Source organism: Rhodococcus sp. MSC1_016, assembly GCF_023667485.2.
Taxonomy (GTDB): Bacteria; Actinomycetota; Actinomycetes; order Mycobacteriales; family Mycobacteriaceae; genus Rhodococcus_F; species Rhodococcus_F oxybenzonivorans.
Map to the genome: position 1 here is coordinate 6,288,157 of NZ_JAMOZI020000001.1, position 12,924 is coordinate 6,301,080.

Below are 12,924 nucleotides of genomic sequence, written 5' to 3' on the forward strand. Positions count from 1 at the left end.
AAGGCGGCCGAAGGCTGGCGGTGCCGCGTGCCGGCGTCCTGCCGGGCCGGCCTGCGAACGAGATTATGGCGTTCGCTCGGATGTGGTTGCCCTACGGTGGGGCTCCCGCCGACGAGATCTTCGAGCAATTCGGCATGTCGACGCGCCGCTTCCGTGAAGCGCTCTGGGCAAGTGTCCGTGCTACCGGTGCGAATTTGAGCGACCAGATAGCCCTCGCCGCCGTCTATCCGCGCGTATAGGCGCGGATCAGACCTCGCGCGTCGGGCTCACCGGCCCTCTAGGGCGTGTCTGCTAAATCGCGAGGCGAAGATGGTTCATGGTGGACAGGTGACTCGTTCAGGTGTGATTTCCGATGACTTGTGGGAGGTGCTCGCGGAAGTGATGCCCACGTCGTGTCCGCGGCGTGGTCGGCCATGGAACGACCACCGCGTGACACTCGAGGCGATCTGCTGGCGGTTCCGGACCGGTTCCCCATGGCGGGATATTCCCGACGAGTTCGGTGCCTGGCAGTCGATCTGGGAACGACACAAGCGCTGGTCGATCGACGGAACCTACGAGGCAATGTTCCGCGCCGTGCATGCGGTCCGTGATGTCGACGATGAGGCGTTGGCGGCTCTGGTCTCGATCGACTCGACCAGCGTGCGTGCCCATCAGCATGCGGCGGGTGCTCCAGCTCCCAGATCCACAGGGGGCTGAGTCGAATTACACGTTTGCGGGCGAGCCCACCGATCACGCCCTGGGACGGTCCCGAGGCGGGTGGACGACGAAGATCCACGCCCTCATCGACGGCACCTGCGCTCCGGTCGCCCTGTTGCTGACTGCCGGGCAGGTCGGCGATAACCCACAGCTGGCGCCGCTGCTCGAGATCTATCCGGATCGGCACGGTGGCACGATGCGGTTGCTGGCAGACAAGGCGTACTCCCATCCTTCGACTCGAAACTTCCTGCGGGAAAAGCGCATCTCGCACACGATTCCGGAACGATCCGATCAGATTGCACGACGGAAGGAGAAAGGTTCCCGAGGCGGGCGACCACCGGCCTTCGACCCGGCGCTCTACCGACACCGCAACACCGTTGAGCGGGGTTTCAATCGACTCAAGCACTGGCGCGGTATAGCCACTCGGTATGACAAGTACGCCATCACTTACCTCGGTGGCGTACTCCTCGCCTCAACAGTCACAACGCACCGTCTGCGCAATTAGCAGACAGAACCCTAGGCCGCACAGACGAAGTGCGTCAGCGAACTGATCCCCGAGAATCCGTTCGATGGTGGTGTCCTCCGGGCTGGCCTGCCACGCCCAAAGGGCGGCCGCGAGGCAGGCCACGGCGAGGTTGGCGAGAAGAATATCCGTTGTGGCGGGAGACTGCTCATCGCGTTCCCGCGCGAGCTGCCGGGCGATGCCACGTTCCCACCGCAGTCGCATTCGCATGCTGCGTGCCTCGAGTTCGCGGGTGGTCATGACCAGACGTGTCAGGCGCTGTCCCTCCGAAGAATCGTCGTCGAGCAGACCGCGACCGAAGCGGGCCACCGGTGATGCCAGGGCGGCGAGGTTCTGGCGCGGGTCTTCCCGTTCGGCGATGTGTGCCACCATCTCGGCGACCGCGTCGGTCTCGTTGGTGAACAGCACTTCCTCCTTGGACCCGTAGTAGCGAAAGAAGGTCGCGCGTGACACCCCTGCCAGTTCCGTGATCTCGTCGACACCAGTGGCGTCGTAGCCTTGCTTCTCGAAGAGCTCCAAAGCGGCATTCTCGATGTCGCGGCGCGTCCGGGTTCGGTTCCGTTCGCGAAGCGACGTCATGATGTCTACTCTCCTGTTCGGGTGCTGTGCCATGCACGATGGGATAGAGCGACGATAGCAACGTCGAGCTGTCGAGGATGTGGTCGTCGGGTGGCTAGCTGCTACCGCTGCGAAGAAGCGCCCGTTGCAGCTTGCCTGCCGAGGTGCGGGGGAGCCGGTCGACGAAGACGACCTTGCGAGGGAGTTTGTAGCTTGCTAAGCGATCCGCGAGGTCGGCCAGCAAATCGTCCGGCGAGACCGGCTCGGAAGCGACCACGAATGCGACAACCTGTTCGCCGCGCCGTTCGTCGGGGCGCCCGATAACTGCGGCGTCCGTCACTGCGGGATGGCGGAGGAGCTCGATCTCGACCTCGGCCGGCGCTACCTGGAATCCCGACACCTTGATCATGTCCTTCCGGCGGTCGACAATCCACAGACGGCCATCGGGATCGATCCGGCCCACGTCCCCTGTGCGGAGCCACCCACCGGGGAGAAACGTCTCGTCGGCGGCATCCGCGGGTTGCGTCGTGTAGCCGCTCGCCACACACGGGCTGCGCACCTCGATTTCATTGTCCACACCGAGCCGGATCTCGGTGCCTGCGGTTGGGAATCCAGGTGAGTCCAGGCGCCACAGGGCAGGCGAATCGACCGGGTTGAACGCAGTCGCAAATGCTTCGGTCATGCCATACGAGCAGAGAAATCCGATTCCAGTTCGGGACGTGATCACCGACGCAAGGTGCTCCGGAACGGCGCTTCCTCCCCACATGAAGAACCGAAGACCGGGAAAGTCTCGCCGGCTCAGGGTGGGGAGTTCCGCCAAGCGGTTGGCCACACTTCCGGCAAGAGGCCACACTGTAACGGCGTCCTCCCTGAGTTGTCGGATGCACTGGTCGAAGTCGAACCGCTCGAACAGGGTGACCTTCGCCCCCGCGGATACTGCGGCGCCCATCATGGACGTACCGAAGATATGGCACAGCGGCAGGGAGATCTGGAGTCGATCCTTTTCCGTCAGGTGCAGGTGCCGTACGAGCTGGCCGATGCCGCCCGCCAGGCTTGCGTGGGTGTGCACCACACCTTTAGGGAGGCCAGTCGTGCCAGAGGAGAATGGGATGCACAGTTCACGGCGCGAATGCCCCGAGCCGGGATCGTGGTCCGTCGAGATCACCGGAATCTCGGTGCCGCACGGACTCGTGCGGATCTCCTCGGCGCGAATGCAGACAGGAAAACCGCCTGCCATCCGCTCGTGCCGTGCCGCGACGATCGCTGCTTGCGCGCCGACCGGCGCAAGCGTACGCCGGAGCTCCACGTCGGTCCAGTAGGGGTTCGGTGTCACGAACGCCGCGCCGATCCGGGCGAGTGCGAACTGCGCGAAGACATACTCAGGGCTGTTCTCCAACAGAAGCACGGTACGCATTCCGGCACGTATACCGGCGTCGAAAAGTAGAAGTTCAGTTCGATGGACGGCGCGGTCGAACTCACGGAATGTCCATCGCTCTCCTTCGAATTCGAGAGCGACCCGCTCAGGCCACCGTTCGGCGGCTCGTGCCGGAAGCGATGCATAGTGGGTGAATCGTTTGATCATGCGCGGTGTGGATTCGCGGTCTGCAGCGGTCCGGCAGCTTTCCAGTCCTCGATGTCAGGGCCCGGTTTCGCCGCCGGAAACTTGTCCTCGTGCAGCGCCGTCCAGTGTGCATGACCCAGCTGATGCAGACCGAAACTGTGGCGGAGCGACTCCTGAAATCCCATCGCATCCACTGCGCCATTGACCGAGTCCTTGATCAGGAGGCGGGCCATCGCCGGCCGGCGGGCGATGCGACTCGCGAACTCGACGGTACGCTCGCCGAGTTCCTCCCCGGGGAACACCTTGGACACCATGCCGATCCGGTGCGCCTCCTCCGCATCGATGGCATCTCCGGTCAGGAGGAGCTCCTTCGCCCTGCGCGGCCCGAACTCGAACGGGTGCGCCATGTACTCCACCCCGGGCATCCCCAGCCGAACCGCCACGACATCGGCGAACAACGTGTCCTCCGCCGCCACAATGAGGTCGCATGCCCACATCAGCATGAGCCCGGCCGAAATCACCTTGCCGTGGACCTGCGCGATGGTGATCTTCCGCAACTCCCGCCACCGCCGGGTGCACTCGAAGTAGTAGTGCCACTCTTGCCTCATACGGCGCTCGACGTGAGACTCCGCCGTACCACCGTCGATGCGGAACGTCGGATGCTGGCGGGGCCCGGGCAACTCCTCGAGTGCCGCGATCTCGGAGCCCATATCGTGACCGGACGAGAATCCGGCTCCGCTGCCGGACAGAATGATCACATCGATCGAATCGTCCTGCTCGGCTCGCCGGAACGCATCGTCAAGCTCGGTCAGCAGACCTCGGTTCTGTGCGTTCCTCGTCTCGGGACGATCGAGGACGATGCGAGCGATGTTGCCCGCACCCACCCTCTCGTACCGGATGAATGTGTAGGTCATCTCGAGTCCTTCATTCTGTTTCTGACATCACAATTGCAGCGGGCGCCGTTGGATACTCGGTTAGGGGACGCGTACCGGTGGTCGTCAACTCACACCGCGCAGCTCGTGTGGTGGCGAGCGATGCAGCCGGAGTCGACTATCCCAGGGTTCCATCAGACGACGCCCAATTTGTGCAGACGGGCCACATCTTCCGGACCCTTGCCGAGGACTCCGGTCAGAATTTCGTCGGTGTGCTCACCGAGATTCGGCGGCCGACGGTACTCCGCGATCGGCGTCTGCGAGAGCCGAATCGGGTTCCGGAGCAAGTCGAGCTCGTCGTCCTCGTCGCGCTGGAGCATCCCACGGTGGACAACCTGAGGATTCGCGAACACCTCGGGGATCGAGTTCACCGGACTGCATGGAACGCCCGCCTCCTCCAACCGTTTCACCCAATGCGCGGACGGGTGCTGCCGGAAGATCGCTGACAGCTCGTCGAGAACGAGATCGCGATTCTCGATGCGGGCCGAGACGGTCGCGAACCGCGGATCGTCGACGAGTTCGTCCCGTCCGAGAGCCCGTGCGAGTGCCGCGAATTGAGGTGCTGTGCTCGCGACGACGAAGATGTCCTCACCATCCGCGCACTCGAAGGCCTGGGACGGGATGCCGCCGAAGCCACCGTTGCCGCGGCGAGGGGCGGGAACCCCGGAGACGAGGTAGTTCTGCACGTAGTGCGAGAGGGAGGCCAGCCCGCAGTCGAGCAGCGATATGTCGATGTACTGACCGGCACCGTCCGAGACATCGCGATGCCGAAGAGCAGCCAGGATGGCGGAGGTCGTGTAGAGGCCGGTGATGACGTCGACCATCGAGACACCGACCTTCATCGGGCCCGCTCCGGGCTCGCCGTCAGGATGGCCGGACACGCTCATCATGCCGCACATTGCCTGGAAGACCCCGTCGTATCCGGCCCGCGATGCATAAGGGCCGTCCTGACCGAAGCCCGTCACGGAGCAATAGATCAGGCCGGGATTGACCTTACGCAGTTCGTCGTAGCCGAGCCCGTACTTCGACAGCACCCCGGTTCGAAAGTTTTCGATAAGTACGTCGGACTCGGCGGCGATCGCGCGAATCAGATCGGCACCCTCCGTCCGTGAGTGATCGACCGTGATGGATCTCTTGTTCCGGTTGGTGCTCAAGTAGAAGCCAGACGTGCGATCCTCGGGATCGCCCAGGAACGGGGGGCCGTACTGTCGGGCGTCGTCACCGGAGCCTGGGCGCTCCACCTTGATGATGTCGGCGCCGAGATCGCCGAGGAGCTGCGTGGCGAACGGAGCGGCCAGGATGCGACTGAGATCCAGAATGCGTATCCCGCTCAGCGCGCCTGCGACTGGATTGGCAGAGCTGGTCATCGGCGGGGCTCCTTCGGAAGATTCAGCACACGCTCACTAATGATGTTTTTTTGGATTTCACTGGCGCCCGCATAGATCGTTTCTGCGCGACTTCGGATGAATGCGCGACGCATCGCCGTCGCCTCGTCGATGGTCACTTCCTGGGTGTTCGGATCACCGTCCGTTCGCCAGTCCGTTCCGAGCAGAGCCTCCGGACCGAGCACGTCCATTGCTACGTCGGTGAACTTCTGGTGCCATTTCGACCAGTAGTACTTGCCGATCGATGCCTCCGGGCCGAACTTGCCCTCGCGCAGCGCGGTGGTCAATGTCCGCAGATTGTTGTATGCCATGATCTGCAGGCCGATATACGAGTCGACAATCCGGCTCCGCAGCGCCGGATCGTCGAGTGCACCGCGATGCCGTGCGAGCGTCTCCAGATGCTTCATCTCGCGGACGAACGAGAACTGGTAGTTGAGTACCGACGTGGCCCGCTCGTGTCCGAGGGTGGTCATCGCGGCGCTCCAACCGACACCCACCGGACCGAGGACGTTGTCCTGAGAGGTGCGGGCATCGTCGAAGAAGACCTCGTTGAAGCCGCTGTCCCCGAGCATTGTTCGAATGGGCCGAACGGTGACGCCTGGTTGGTCCATTGGAATGAGCAGATAGGACAGACCGGCGTGCTTAGAGGAGTGAGGGTCCGTCCGCACGATTGCAAACATCCAGTTCGCGTGGTGGGCGAAGGTGGTCCAGATCTTCTGACCGTTGATCACCCACTCCGTTCCGTCGAGCTGCGCCCGAGTTCCCACATTGGCGAGGTCGGAGCCTGCACCGGGCTCGGAGTACCCCTGGCACCAGACCACCTCGCCGCGGGACATGGGTAGCAGGAGTCGCTTCTTCTGTTCCTCGGTGCCGTAGCTCAAGGCCGTCGGCGCCATCAATGTCTCTCCGTGAAAGGCGGCACGTGGGGGGGCTCCGGAACGCGCATACTCCATCGCGAAGATGATTTCCTGGGTCATGGTGGCGCCGCGGCCACCATATTCGGGCGGCCACGAGAGGCCGAGCCAGTTGCCGCGGCCGAGTTCGTGCTCCCAGGCGCGACGCAACTCCCAGTTGTCATCATCGTCGGGGCCGCCACGGTCGGCCTGGCCGGCGAACTCCCCGGTCAGGTGGTCGGCGAACCAGGTCCGCACCTCCTCTCGGAAGTCGCGGTCGGCGTCGGAAAGGGTGAGCCCGCCGAAACTGTCTACTGAGGCATCCATGGCCGTATAGTACAATTAGTTATCGAATTAGACGAGATGCGTGGGTGGATAGGTCGGAAAACCTGAAGGCCCGGACCCAAGCGGAGTGGTGTGGAGGAGTGATCGATGCAGGAAATTTACTGGACGTTCGACGAGGGCGTCGGCACGATCACGCTTAACCGGCCGGATGCCCGTAACGCTTTCACTTTCGCGATGATTCGCGAGTGGGAGCGTCTGATCCGTCATGCAGGCGACGATGACGACGTCCGTGTCGTCGTCCTGACCGGGGCAGGCGACAAGGCGTTCTGCTCGGGTGTGGATCTGGGACAGATCTCCAATGCCGATTCCGGACTGACTCCGATCGAGCGAAAAGCACAGTTACACGACGAGATACATAGAGTGGCCCGGGCAATGGCAACTCTCGACAAACCGGTGATCGCCGCGATCAACGGCGTGGCGGTCGGAGCAGGCCTCGACATGGCCCTCATGTGTGACATGCGGATCATGTCGTCGACCGCATCACTGTCCGAGGGATATATCCGTGTCGGGCTGACGCCCGGCGACGGTGGAGCCTATTATCTGCCGAGAATCGTCGGCACGTCCAAGGCGCTGGAGATGCTGCTGACCGGCGACTTCGTCTCGGCGGACGAGGCCCTTCGTATCGGATTGGCCAACCGAGTAGCGCCTGCGGAAGACTTCGCAGATGAGACCCGTGCGTTCGCGCAGTCCATCGCACGGCACGCGCCGCTGACGAGCCGGATGATCAAGCGGATCACTTACCAATCGGCCGGCGCAGATCTGAATACCGCACTCGATCTTGCGTCCTCACACTTCGCCGTCATTGCGGCGACCGAGGACTCGGCCGAGGCGTTATCGGCGATGAAGGAGAAGCGGGCACCGGTCTATCGAGGCCGGTAGCCCTCTGATGAGACCGCCGCAAAGTCGGTCAGGCCAAAGGGGATCGTGCGGCGATGTGCCGACCCCGACGATAGCGAGGAGATGGACATGACAGATCAAACGGCGGGGTCCGCGGAGCCGGAAGTGTTCGATGCCTGGATCAACCTGCCTTACCAGCCGGGAGAGGTCACGCCCGACCCCTCCGTTGTGGCGAGGTTCAAACGGGGAAACAGCGCCTACGAGGGCGGTGAGACGATCGCCGATGTAGTAGCCGAGATGGACCGACTAGGTATCGCGTCCGGCGTGCTGACCAAGGTGCCACGCGACATCACGCCCCCGTTCGTGCACGGCACGAAGTCCGGCGAGCAGGTGCTGCGTGAGACGTGTACGCGGCTGGCCGAGATTCAGCGTGACTACCCGGGCCGCTTCGTCACCTCGGTCGGCATCGACCCACGACTAGGTTACGATGCCGCACGCCATGTTCGTATCGCAGTGCGGGAGTATGGGATCAAGTGCATCCGTATCATTCCGATGTTCACCGGCATCGCCATCGACGACAAGCTGGCCTACCCGGCCTACACCGCCGCCTGCGACGAGGGTGCGGTCGTCTCGATCAATGTCGGCGTACCGGGGCCGATGAAGCCCGCGAAGCTTCAGCGCACGATTCTGATCGATGAGGTCGCCCTCACCTTCCCGGACCTGAAGCTCGTGATGAGCCATTTGGGTGACCCGTGGATCAGCGAGACGATCGCCATGCTGATCAAGCACCCCAACGTTTTCGCCATGACGGCGGGATGGGCTCCGAAGTACGTCCCCGAGGAAATTCTCACCTTTGCGCAACGCCGCAATCCGCGCAAGCTCATGTGGGCCTCGGACTATCCGATCCTGCCGATCGAACGCACGATCGAGGAGGGCCGCGCCCTGCCTCTTGCCGGTGCCGCCCGGGACGGCTACCTCGGTGCCAACGCAGTCGAGGTATTCGGGAAGCCGAGTTGATCATTTTACCGCCCGTCTAGGATCAGGATTCCACGACATGGACAACGATTTCGCCCCGAACGTCGCCGACTTCCGCGAGGAGGTTCGAACGTGGTTCTCCGAGCATCTGGTCGGAGACTTTGCCGCGCACCGCGGTATCGGCAGTCCCACCGACGACACCGCGTGGGATCTCAGGGTCGAATGGGAGCGCGAACTCTCCCGAGACGGCTGGCTGGGTCTGACGTGGCCCACTCGCTACGGCGGTAGAGGGCTCGGCCTCGCCGAGGAGATTGTATTCGAGTACGAGTACGCGCGTGCTGCTGCACCGGCGAGGGTCAGCACCCAGGCGCTCGATCTGCTCGGTCCGACCCTGATCGCCTGTGGCACCGAAGAGCAACGCCAACGCTTCCTGCCGAAGATCCTCGCGGTCGAGGAGATGTGGGGGCAGGGGTGGAGCGAACCCGGTGCGGGTTCGGATCTGGCCGACGTGCGCACGCGCGCCACTCTGGATGCCGAGAATGTATGGCACGTCAACGGCCAGAAGATCTGGACCACCTTTGGGCATAACGCGGACTGGCTCTACGTGCTCTGTCGTACCGATCCGGATCTGTCGTTGCGCCACCGGGGATTGTCGCTGCTCCTGATCGACGTCGCCCAGGACGGAGTCGAGATCCGGCCGATCGAGAACATCGTCCGGTCGACCGAGTTCAGCGAGTGCTTCTTCAACGATGCACAGACTCCGCTCGATCTCACCGTGGGTGAGGTCAACGGTGGATGGCCGGTCGTGATTACGACCCTCGGGTTCGAGCGAGGGAGCGCCCTGATGCCGATACAGCTCGGTATGGAGCGGGAGTACGACGCCATGCTCGACCTGGCCCGACGCGGTGGTGCGATTGACGATCCCGCGATCCGTCGACGCCTCGTGGACGTGTATATCGGCGTCAAGCTCATGCGCGCGACGAACCTGCGGGTGGTCGCGGACCTCCTCGACGACGAAGCCCCGGAGCCGGGCGCAGCGACGGCCGCCGCTTCCGTTACGACGAAACTCTTCGCCTCGACGCACCATCAGCGCATGGGCGAGCTCGCCATGGACATCGTGGGAGCGGAATCATTGTTCGAGGGAACCGAGCCTGCCGCAGGAATGCGAAAGCTGTTCCTGTCGTCACGCGCGGAGACCATCTACGGTGGCACCGCCGAGATCCAGCGCAATATTGCCTCCGAGCGCCTGCTGGGACTTCCGCGCTGATCGTCCCCTACCACCCGGACGGCGATCGAACTCTGATGGCTGTGGCGACTGCGATAAGCCGATCCGGACCGCCTCTTCGATCCGAACCGCAAACTCTGCGCTACACAGCGCGATTGAAAGGACTGACCATGGATGTCGACGAGTCGCTGCTCCTGGTGTCGGAGCCCGCAACGGGTGTTGCAATGATCACCCTCAATCGTCCCGAGAGTCTCAATGCCCTCACTTGGCCACTGATCGACGAGCTACGCAGGGTCCTGTCGGAGGTGCACCGGCAGCACGATGTGCGCGTAGTTGTCCTTACCGGTGCCGGTCGCGCGTTCTGTGCTGGCTCCGATGTGGGGGGTGCCCGAGGGCGCAGTGACGTGGATATCCCGACCCGTTTCGAGGCACAGCGCCGCACGTCCGGTCTGGCGCTGGCCGTGCGTCAGCTTCGGCAGCCGGTAATCGCGGCGATCAACGGTCCGGCCGTCGGCGCGGGCCTCGGACTCGCACTTGCTACCGATGTGCGGATCGCCGGCGAGTCGGGTTCGTTCCGTGATGGTGCGATCCGAATGGGGCTGAGCGCGTGCGAGGGCGGGATCAGCTGGAGTCTCCCGCGTCTGGTGGGGACGTCCAACGCGCTCGAGTTGATGCTGACCAATCGGTTGGTTTCGGCGGGGGAGGCGGAGCGGCGCGGGATCGTCTCGGCTGTCCACCCCGACGACGAGTTGCTTCCTGCAGCCATTGACATGGCCGCGCAGATCGCGGGTTTCTCACCGTTCGGGCTCGAAGCGACGAAGGAAGCATTCTGGGCGAACCAGAATTGTGGCTTCGGCGAGGCGGTTGACCGGGAGAACCGTACTCAGATACTCGCGGTGAATACCGCGGATTCACGGGAAGCGATGTCGGCCTTCCTCGAGCACCGAAAGCCGGTGTTCGAGGGCCGGTGACGGTTCGGATCGTGCGGCAGTTGGCCGGGTGGTCGCATTCCTCAGCAGCTCGCATTTTGACTACGAAGCGGTCTGTTGGTGGACGGTGACGATCGATGTTTCGGTGATCCTGGAATCCACCGACGCTCTGCGCCATGGCGAAGGTCGACCGGGAGGGGCTCGCACGCCGGACGGCGAGTCGGGCAAGTGATGTACACGATCTCGGAGCCCGGACACCCGCGATCGGCAAGCGAGCGAGGTGTGAGGAATCGTGACTGAATTATGCAGGCTACCCGAGCTGGGCGAGAGCGCCCGTCCCGGTTGGTCGTATCTACCTCATGGTGCGGTCGACCACAACCCGACCGGCACAGCCAGGACCGTCGACGACTGGTTCTCCGATGTCGCGAGTCGGCATCCGGCTCGGGTTGCGATCTCCTGGCTCGACGGGACGACGGTGTGCAAGTTGACCTGGGGTGAGCTCTTCGCTCGGGCCACCTCGGTGGGTGCGGCTCTCCGCGATCGTCCCCTCCGGCATCGGAGGGTGGGGTTGTTGGGGCGTGAGCGGGTTTCGTGGATGGTGGCGATGTATGGTGCCGCTCGCGCCGGATGCGCGGTCGTGCCCATGCCGTCCGGTGAGACGGCGGAGGGTCTCGCTGCCCGTGGTGCGCAAGTCGGCATTGATCTGCTCGTTACGGTCGGGGAGGTACCCATCGCCGACTCCACGCTGCTGGTACCGGAAGTGGTGAGCGTGGGCGAACTCGAAAATGTCGGAGTCGGTTTCCGAGATCATTCGGATGGCGCGCACGCTGATGACCCATTCCTTTTGCAGTTCACATCGGGTACGACCGGACAACCCAAGGTGGCCGTGCTATCCCATCGAGCCGTGCTGGGGTCGGCTCGGCACTATGCGGCCGCTGCCGGCGCCACCGACGGAGCCGTTCTACTCAATCCGCTGCCCCTCGAGCATGTCGGCGGCGTCGTCGGAGGGGTGATGAGCGCGCTGATGACTGCGGGAACCTATGTCGCAGTGGAACGGATCGACCCCCGCTCGACGGTCGAAGCCATCCGGAGACTCCGGCCTGGCATTGTCGGGATCGTGCCGACAATGGTCATCGACATCCTGTCCTTGGACGGTGTCGTGGCGGACGACTTTGCCTCGGTCGCGGCCGTTGTTGGCGGTGCGACCAGTGTCGATCCGGTGCTCATCGATTCGCTCGAGGAGCGACTGGATACCAGGTTCCTCGTGGCGTACGGCCAGAGCGAGGCTCCGTGCATGACGATGAGTTCGCCCGATGATCCGCCCTACGAACGAACTCGTACGCTCGGTCGGCCGCTACCGGAACGGGATTACTGCGTAAGCGCGGATGGACGTCTCGTCGAGGAGGGAACGGTCGGTGAGTTGTGTGTTCGTGGGCCGCTCATCATGTCGGGCTATCTCGACTCCAGTGGGCAAACGGTCTCGGTGTGCGACGAGCATGGATGGATGCGCACCGGGGATCTGTGCTCGATGAGCCAGGGGGTTGTCACCTTCCACTCACGCATTCGAGAGGTCGTGATCCGGGGTGGCGAGAACCTTTATCCCGCGGAGATCGAGTCCGTGATCGCCCGCATGGCGGGTGTGGAGGAGGTGGTGGTGTTCGGCATGCCAGATCCGAGGCTCGGGGAGCAGCCGGTCGCAGCGGTGCGACTCGTGCCGGGATCGACGATCACCGACACCGACCTCGCGGAGTACGTGAGCGCGTGTTTACCCCGGCAGAAGCAGCCGACGCGGTGGTTCCTCGTCGAGGACTTTCCCCGTACCTCCACCGGCAAGGTGCGCAGGCTTGCCCTTGCCGGGCAGCTCGGACGACGGGATGGGCAACCGGTAGTCCGGGGCCAAGATTAGTGCAATAATTAATCTGTATTCCCGAGCGGAGGCATGGTCGACCAGATCGTGCCGGCTTGGCGGTGGGATGCCGCGAGCGTCTCGCTCCGAGACACAGTCTGTGCCGAATCGCCGGACACCGGTGCGATGCGGAAGAGTCGAATTCAATCAACAAGCGAG

The 12,924-nt window shown here is 63.7% G+C and carries 11 protein-coding genes and 1 pseudogene; 7 read left to right on the forward strand and 5 right to left on the reverse strand.

All coding sequences use genetic code 11. From position 1 onward, the window contains the following. Positions 1–65: 65 nt before the first annotated feature. Positions 66–239 carry a hypothetical protein gene (locus L1080_RS29520; RefSeq protein WP_159923475.1) on the forward strand — a complete coding sequence of 58 codons (174 nt, stop codon included), beginning with the start codon at positions 66–68 and terminating at the stop codon, positions 237–239. Positions 240–327: 88 nt separating this feature from the next. Further along, positions 328–1,201 (forward strand): annotated as a pseudogene (locus L1080_RS29525) (IS5 family transposase). Here L1080_RS29525 and L1080_RS29530 read toward each other — a convergent pair. The 5 genes from L1080_RS29530 to L1080_RS29550 all read right to left on the reverse strand — a co-directional run bounded on the left by L1080_RS29530 (position 1,169) and on the right by L1080_RS29550 (position 6,875). Then, positions 1,169–1,798 carry a TetR family transcriptional regulator gene (locus L1080_RS29530; RefSeq protein WP_250776995.1) on the reverse strand — a complete coding sequence of 210 codons (630 nt, stop codon included), beginning with the start codon at positions 1,796–1,798 and terminating at the stop codon, positions 1,169–1,171. The pseudogene L1080_RS29525 and the gene L1080_RS29530 sit on opposite strands and share 33 nt — an antisense overlap. A gap of 94 nt (positions 1,799–1,892) precedes the next feature. Then, positions 1,893–3,359: a class I adenylate-forming enzyme family protein gene (locus tag L1080_RS29535; protein WP_159923479.1), complete on the reverse strand. Its 1,467-nt coding sequence runs from the start codon at positions 3,357–3,359 to the stop codon at positions 1,893–1,895. Further along, entirely contained in the window at positions 3,356–4,252 is an 897-nt protein-coding gene (locus L1080_RS29540; protein ID WP_159923481.1) for an enoyl-CoA hydratase, read from the reverse strand. Before L1080_RS29540 ends, L1080_RS29535 begins: the two co-directional genes overlap by 4 nt. Positions 4,253–4,404: 152 nt before the next feature. Further along, on the reverse strand, positions 4,405–5,637 hold the full coding sequence (locus L1080_RS29545) for a CaiB/BaiF CoA transferase family protein (protein WP_159923483.1): 1,233 nt from the start codon (positions 5,635–5,637) through the stop codon (positions 4,405–4,407). Next, a complete protein-coding gene (locus tag L1080_RS29550; protein ID WP_159923485.1) occupies positions 5,634–6,875 on the reverse strand; it encodes an acyl-CoA dehydrogenase family protein in 1,242 nt (413 codons plus the stop codon). Before L1080_RS29550 ends, L1080_RS29545 begins: the two co-directional genes overlap by 4 nt. Positions 6,876–6,980: 105 nt before the next feature. On the opposite strand from L1080_RS29550, the gene L1080_RS29555 reads away from it, so the two are divergent. The 5 genes from L1080_RS29555 to L1080_RS29575 all read left to right on the forward strand — a co-directional run bounded on the left by L1080_RS29555 (position 6,981) and on the right by L1080_RS29575 (position 12,765). After that, complete coding sequence (locus L1080_RS29555) at positions 6,981–7,772, forward strand: enoyl-CoA hydratase/isomerase family protein (protein ID WP_159923487.1); 792 nt, start codon at positions 6,981–6,983, stop codon at positions 7,770–7,772. An 87-nt stretch (positions 7,773–7,859) separates the two neighbouring features. After that, complete coding sequence (locus tag L1080_RS29560) at positions 7,860–8,747, forward strand: amidohydrolase family protein (protein WP_159923489.1); 888 nt, start codon at positions 7,860–7,862, stop codon at positions 8,745–8,747. Between the two features lie 37 nt (positions 8,748–8,784). Next, positions 8,785–9,972 (forward strand): acyl-CoA dehydrogenase family protein, encoded by a 1,188-nt coding sequence (locus tag L1080_RS29565; RefSeq protein ID WP_250776994.1) that lies wholly within the window; start codon positions 8,785–8,787, stop codon positions 9,970–9,972. Between the two features lie 128 nt (positions 9,973–10,100). After that, positions 10,101–10,901 (forward strand): enoyl-CoA hydratase/isomerase family protein, encoded by an 801-nt coding sequence (locus L1080_RS29570; protein WP_159923493.1) that lies wholly within the window; start codon positions 10,101–10,103, stop codon positions 10,899–10,901. Positions 10,902–11,151: 250 nt separating this feature from the next. Continuing rightward, positions 11,152–12,765: a class I adenylate-forming enzyme family protein gene (locus L1080_RS29575; RefSeq protein WP_250776993.1), complete on the forward strand. Its 1,614-nt coding sequence runs from the start codon at positions 11,152–11,154 to the stop codon at positions 12,763–12,765. Positions 12,766–12,924 lie beyond the last annotated feature (159 nt).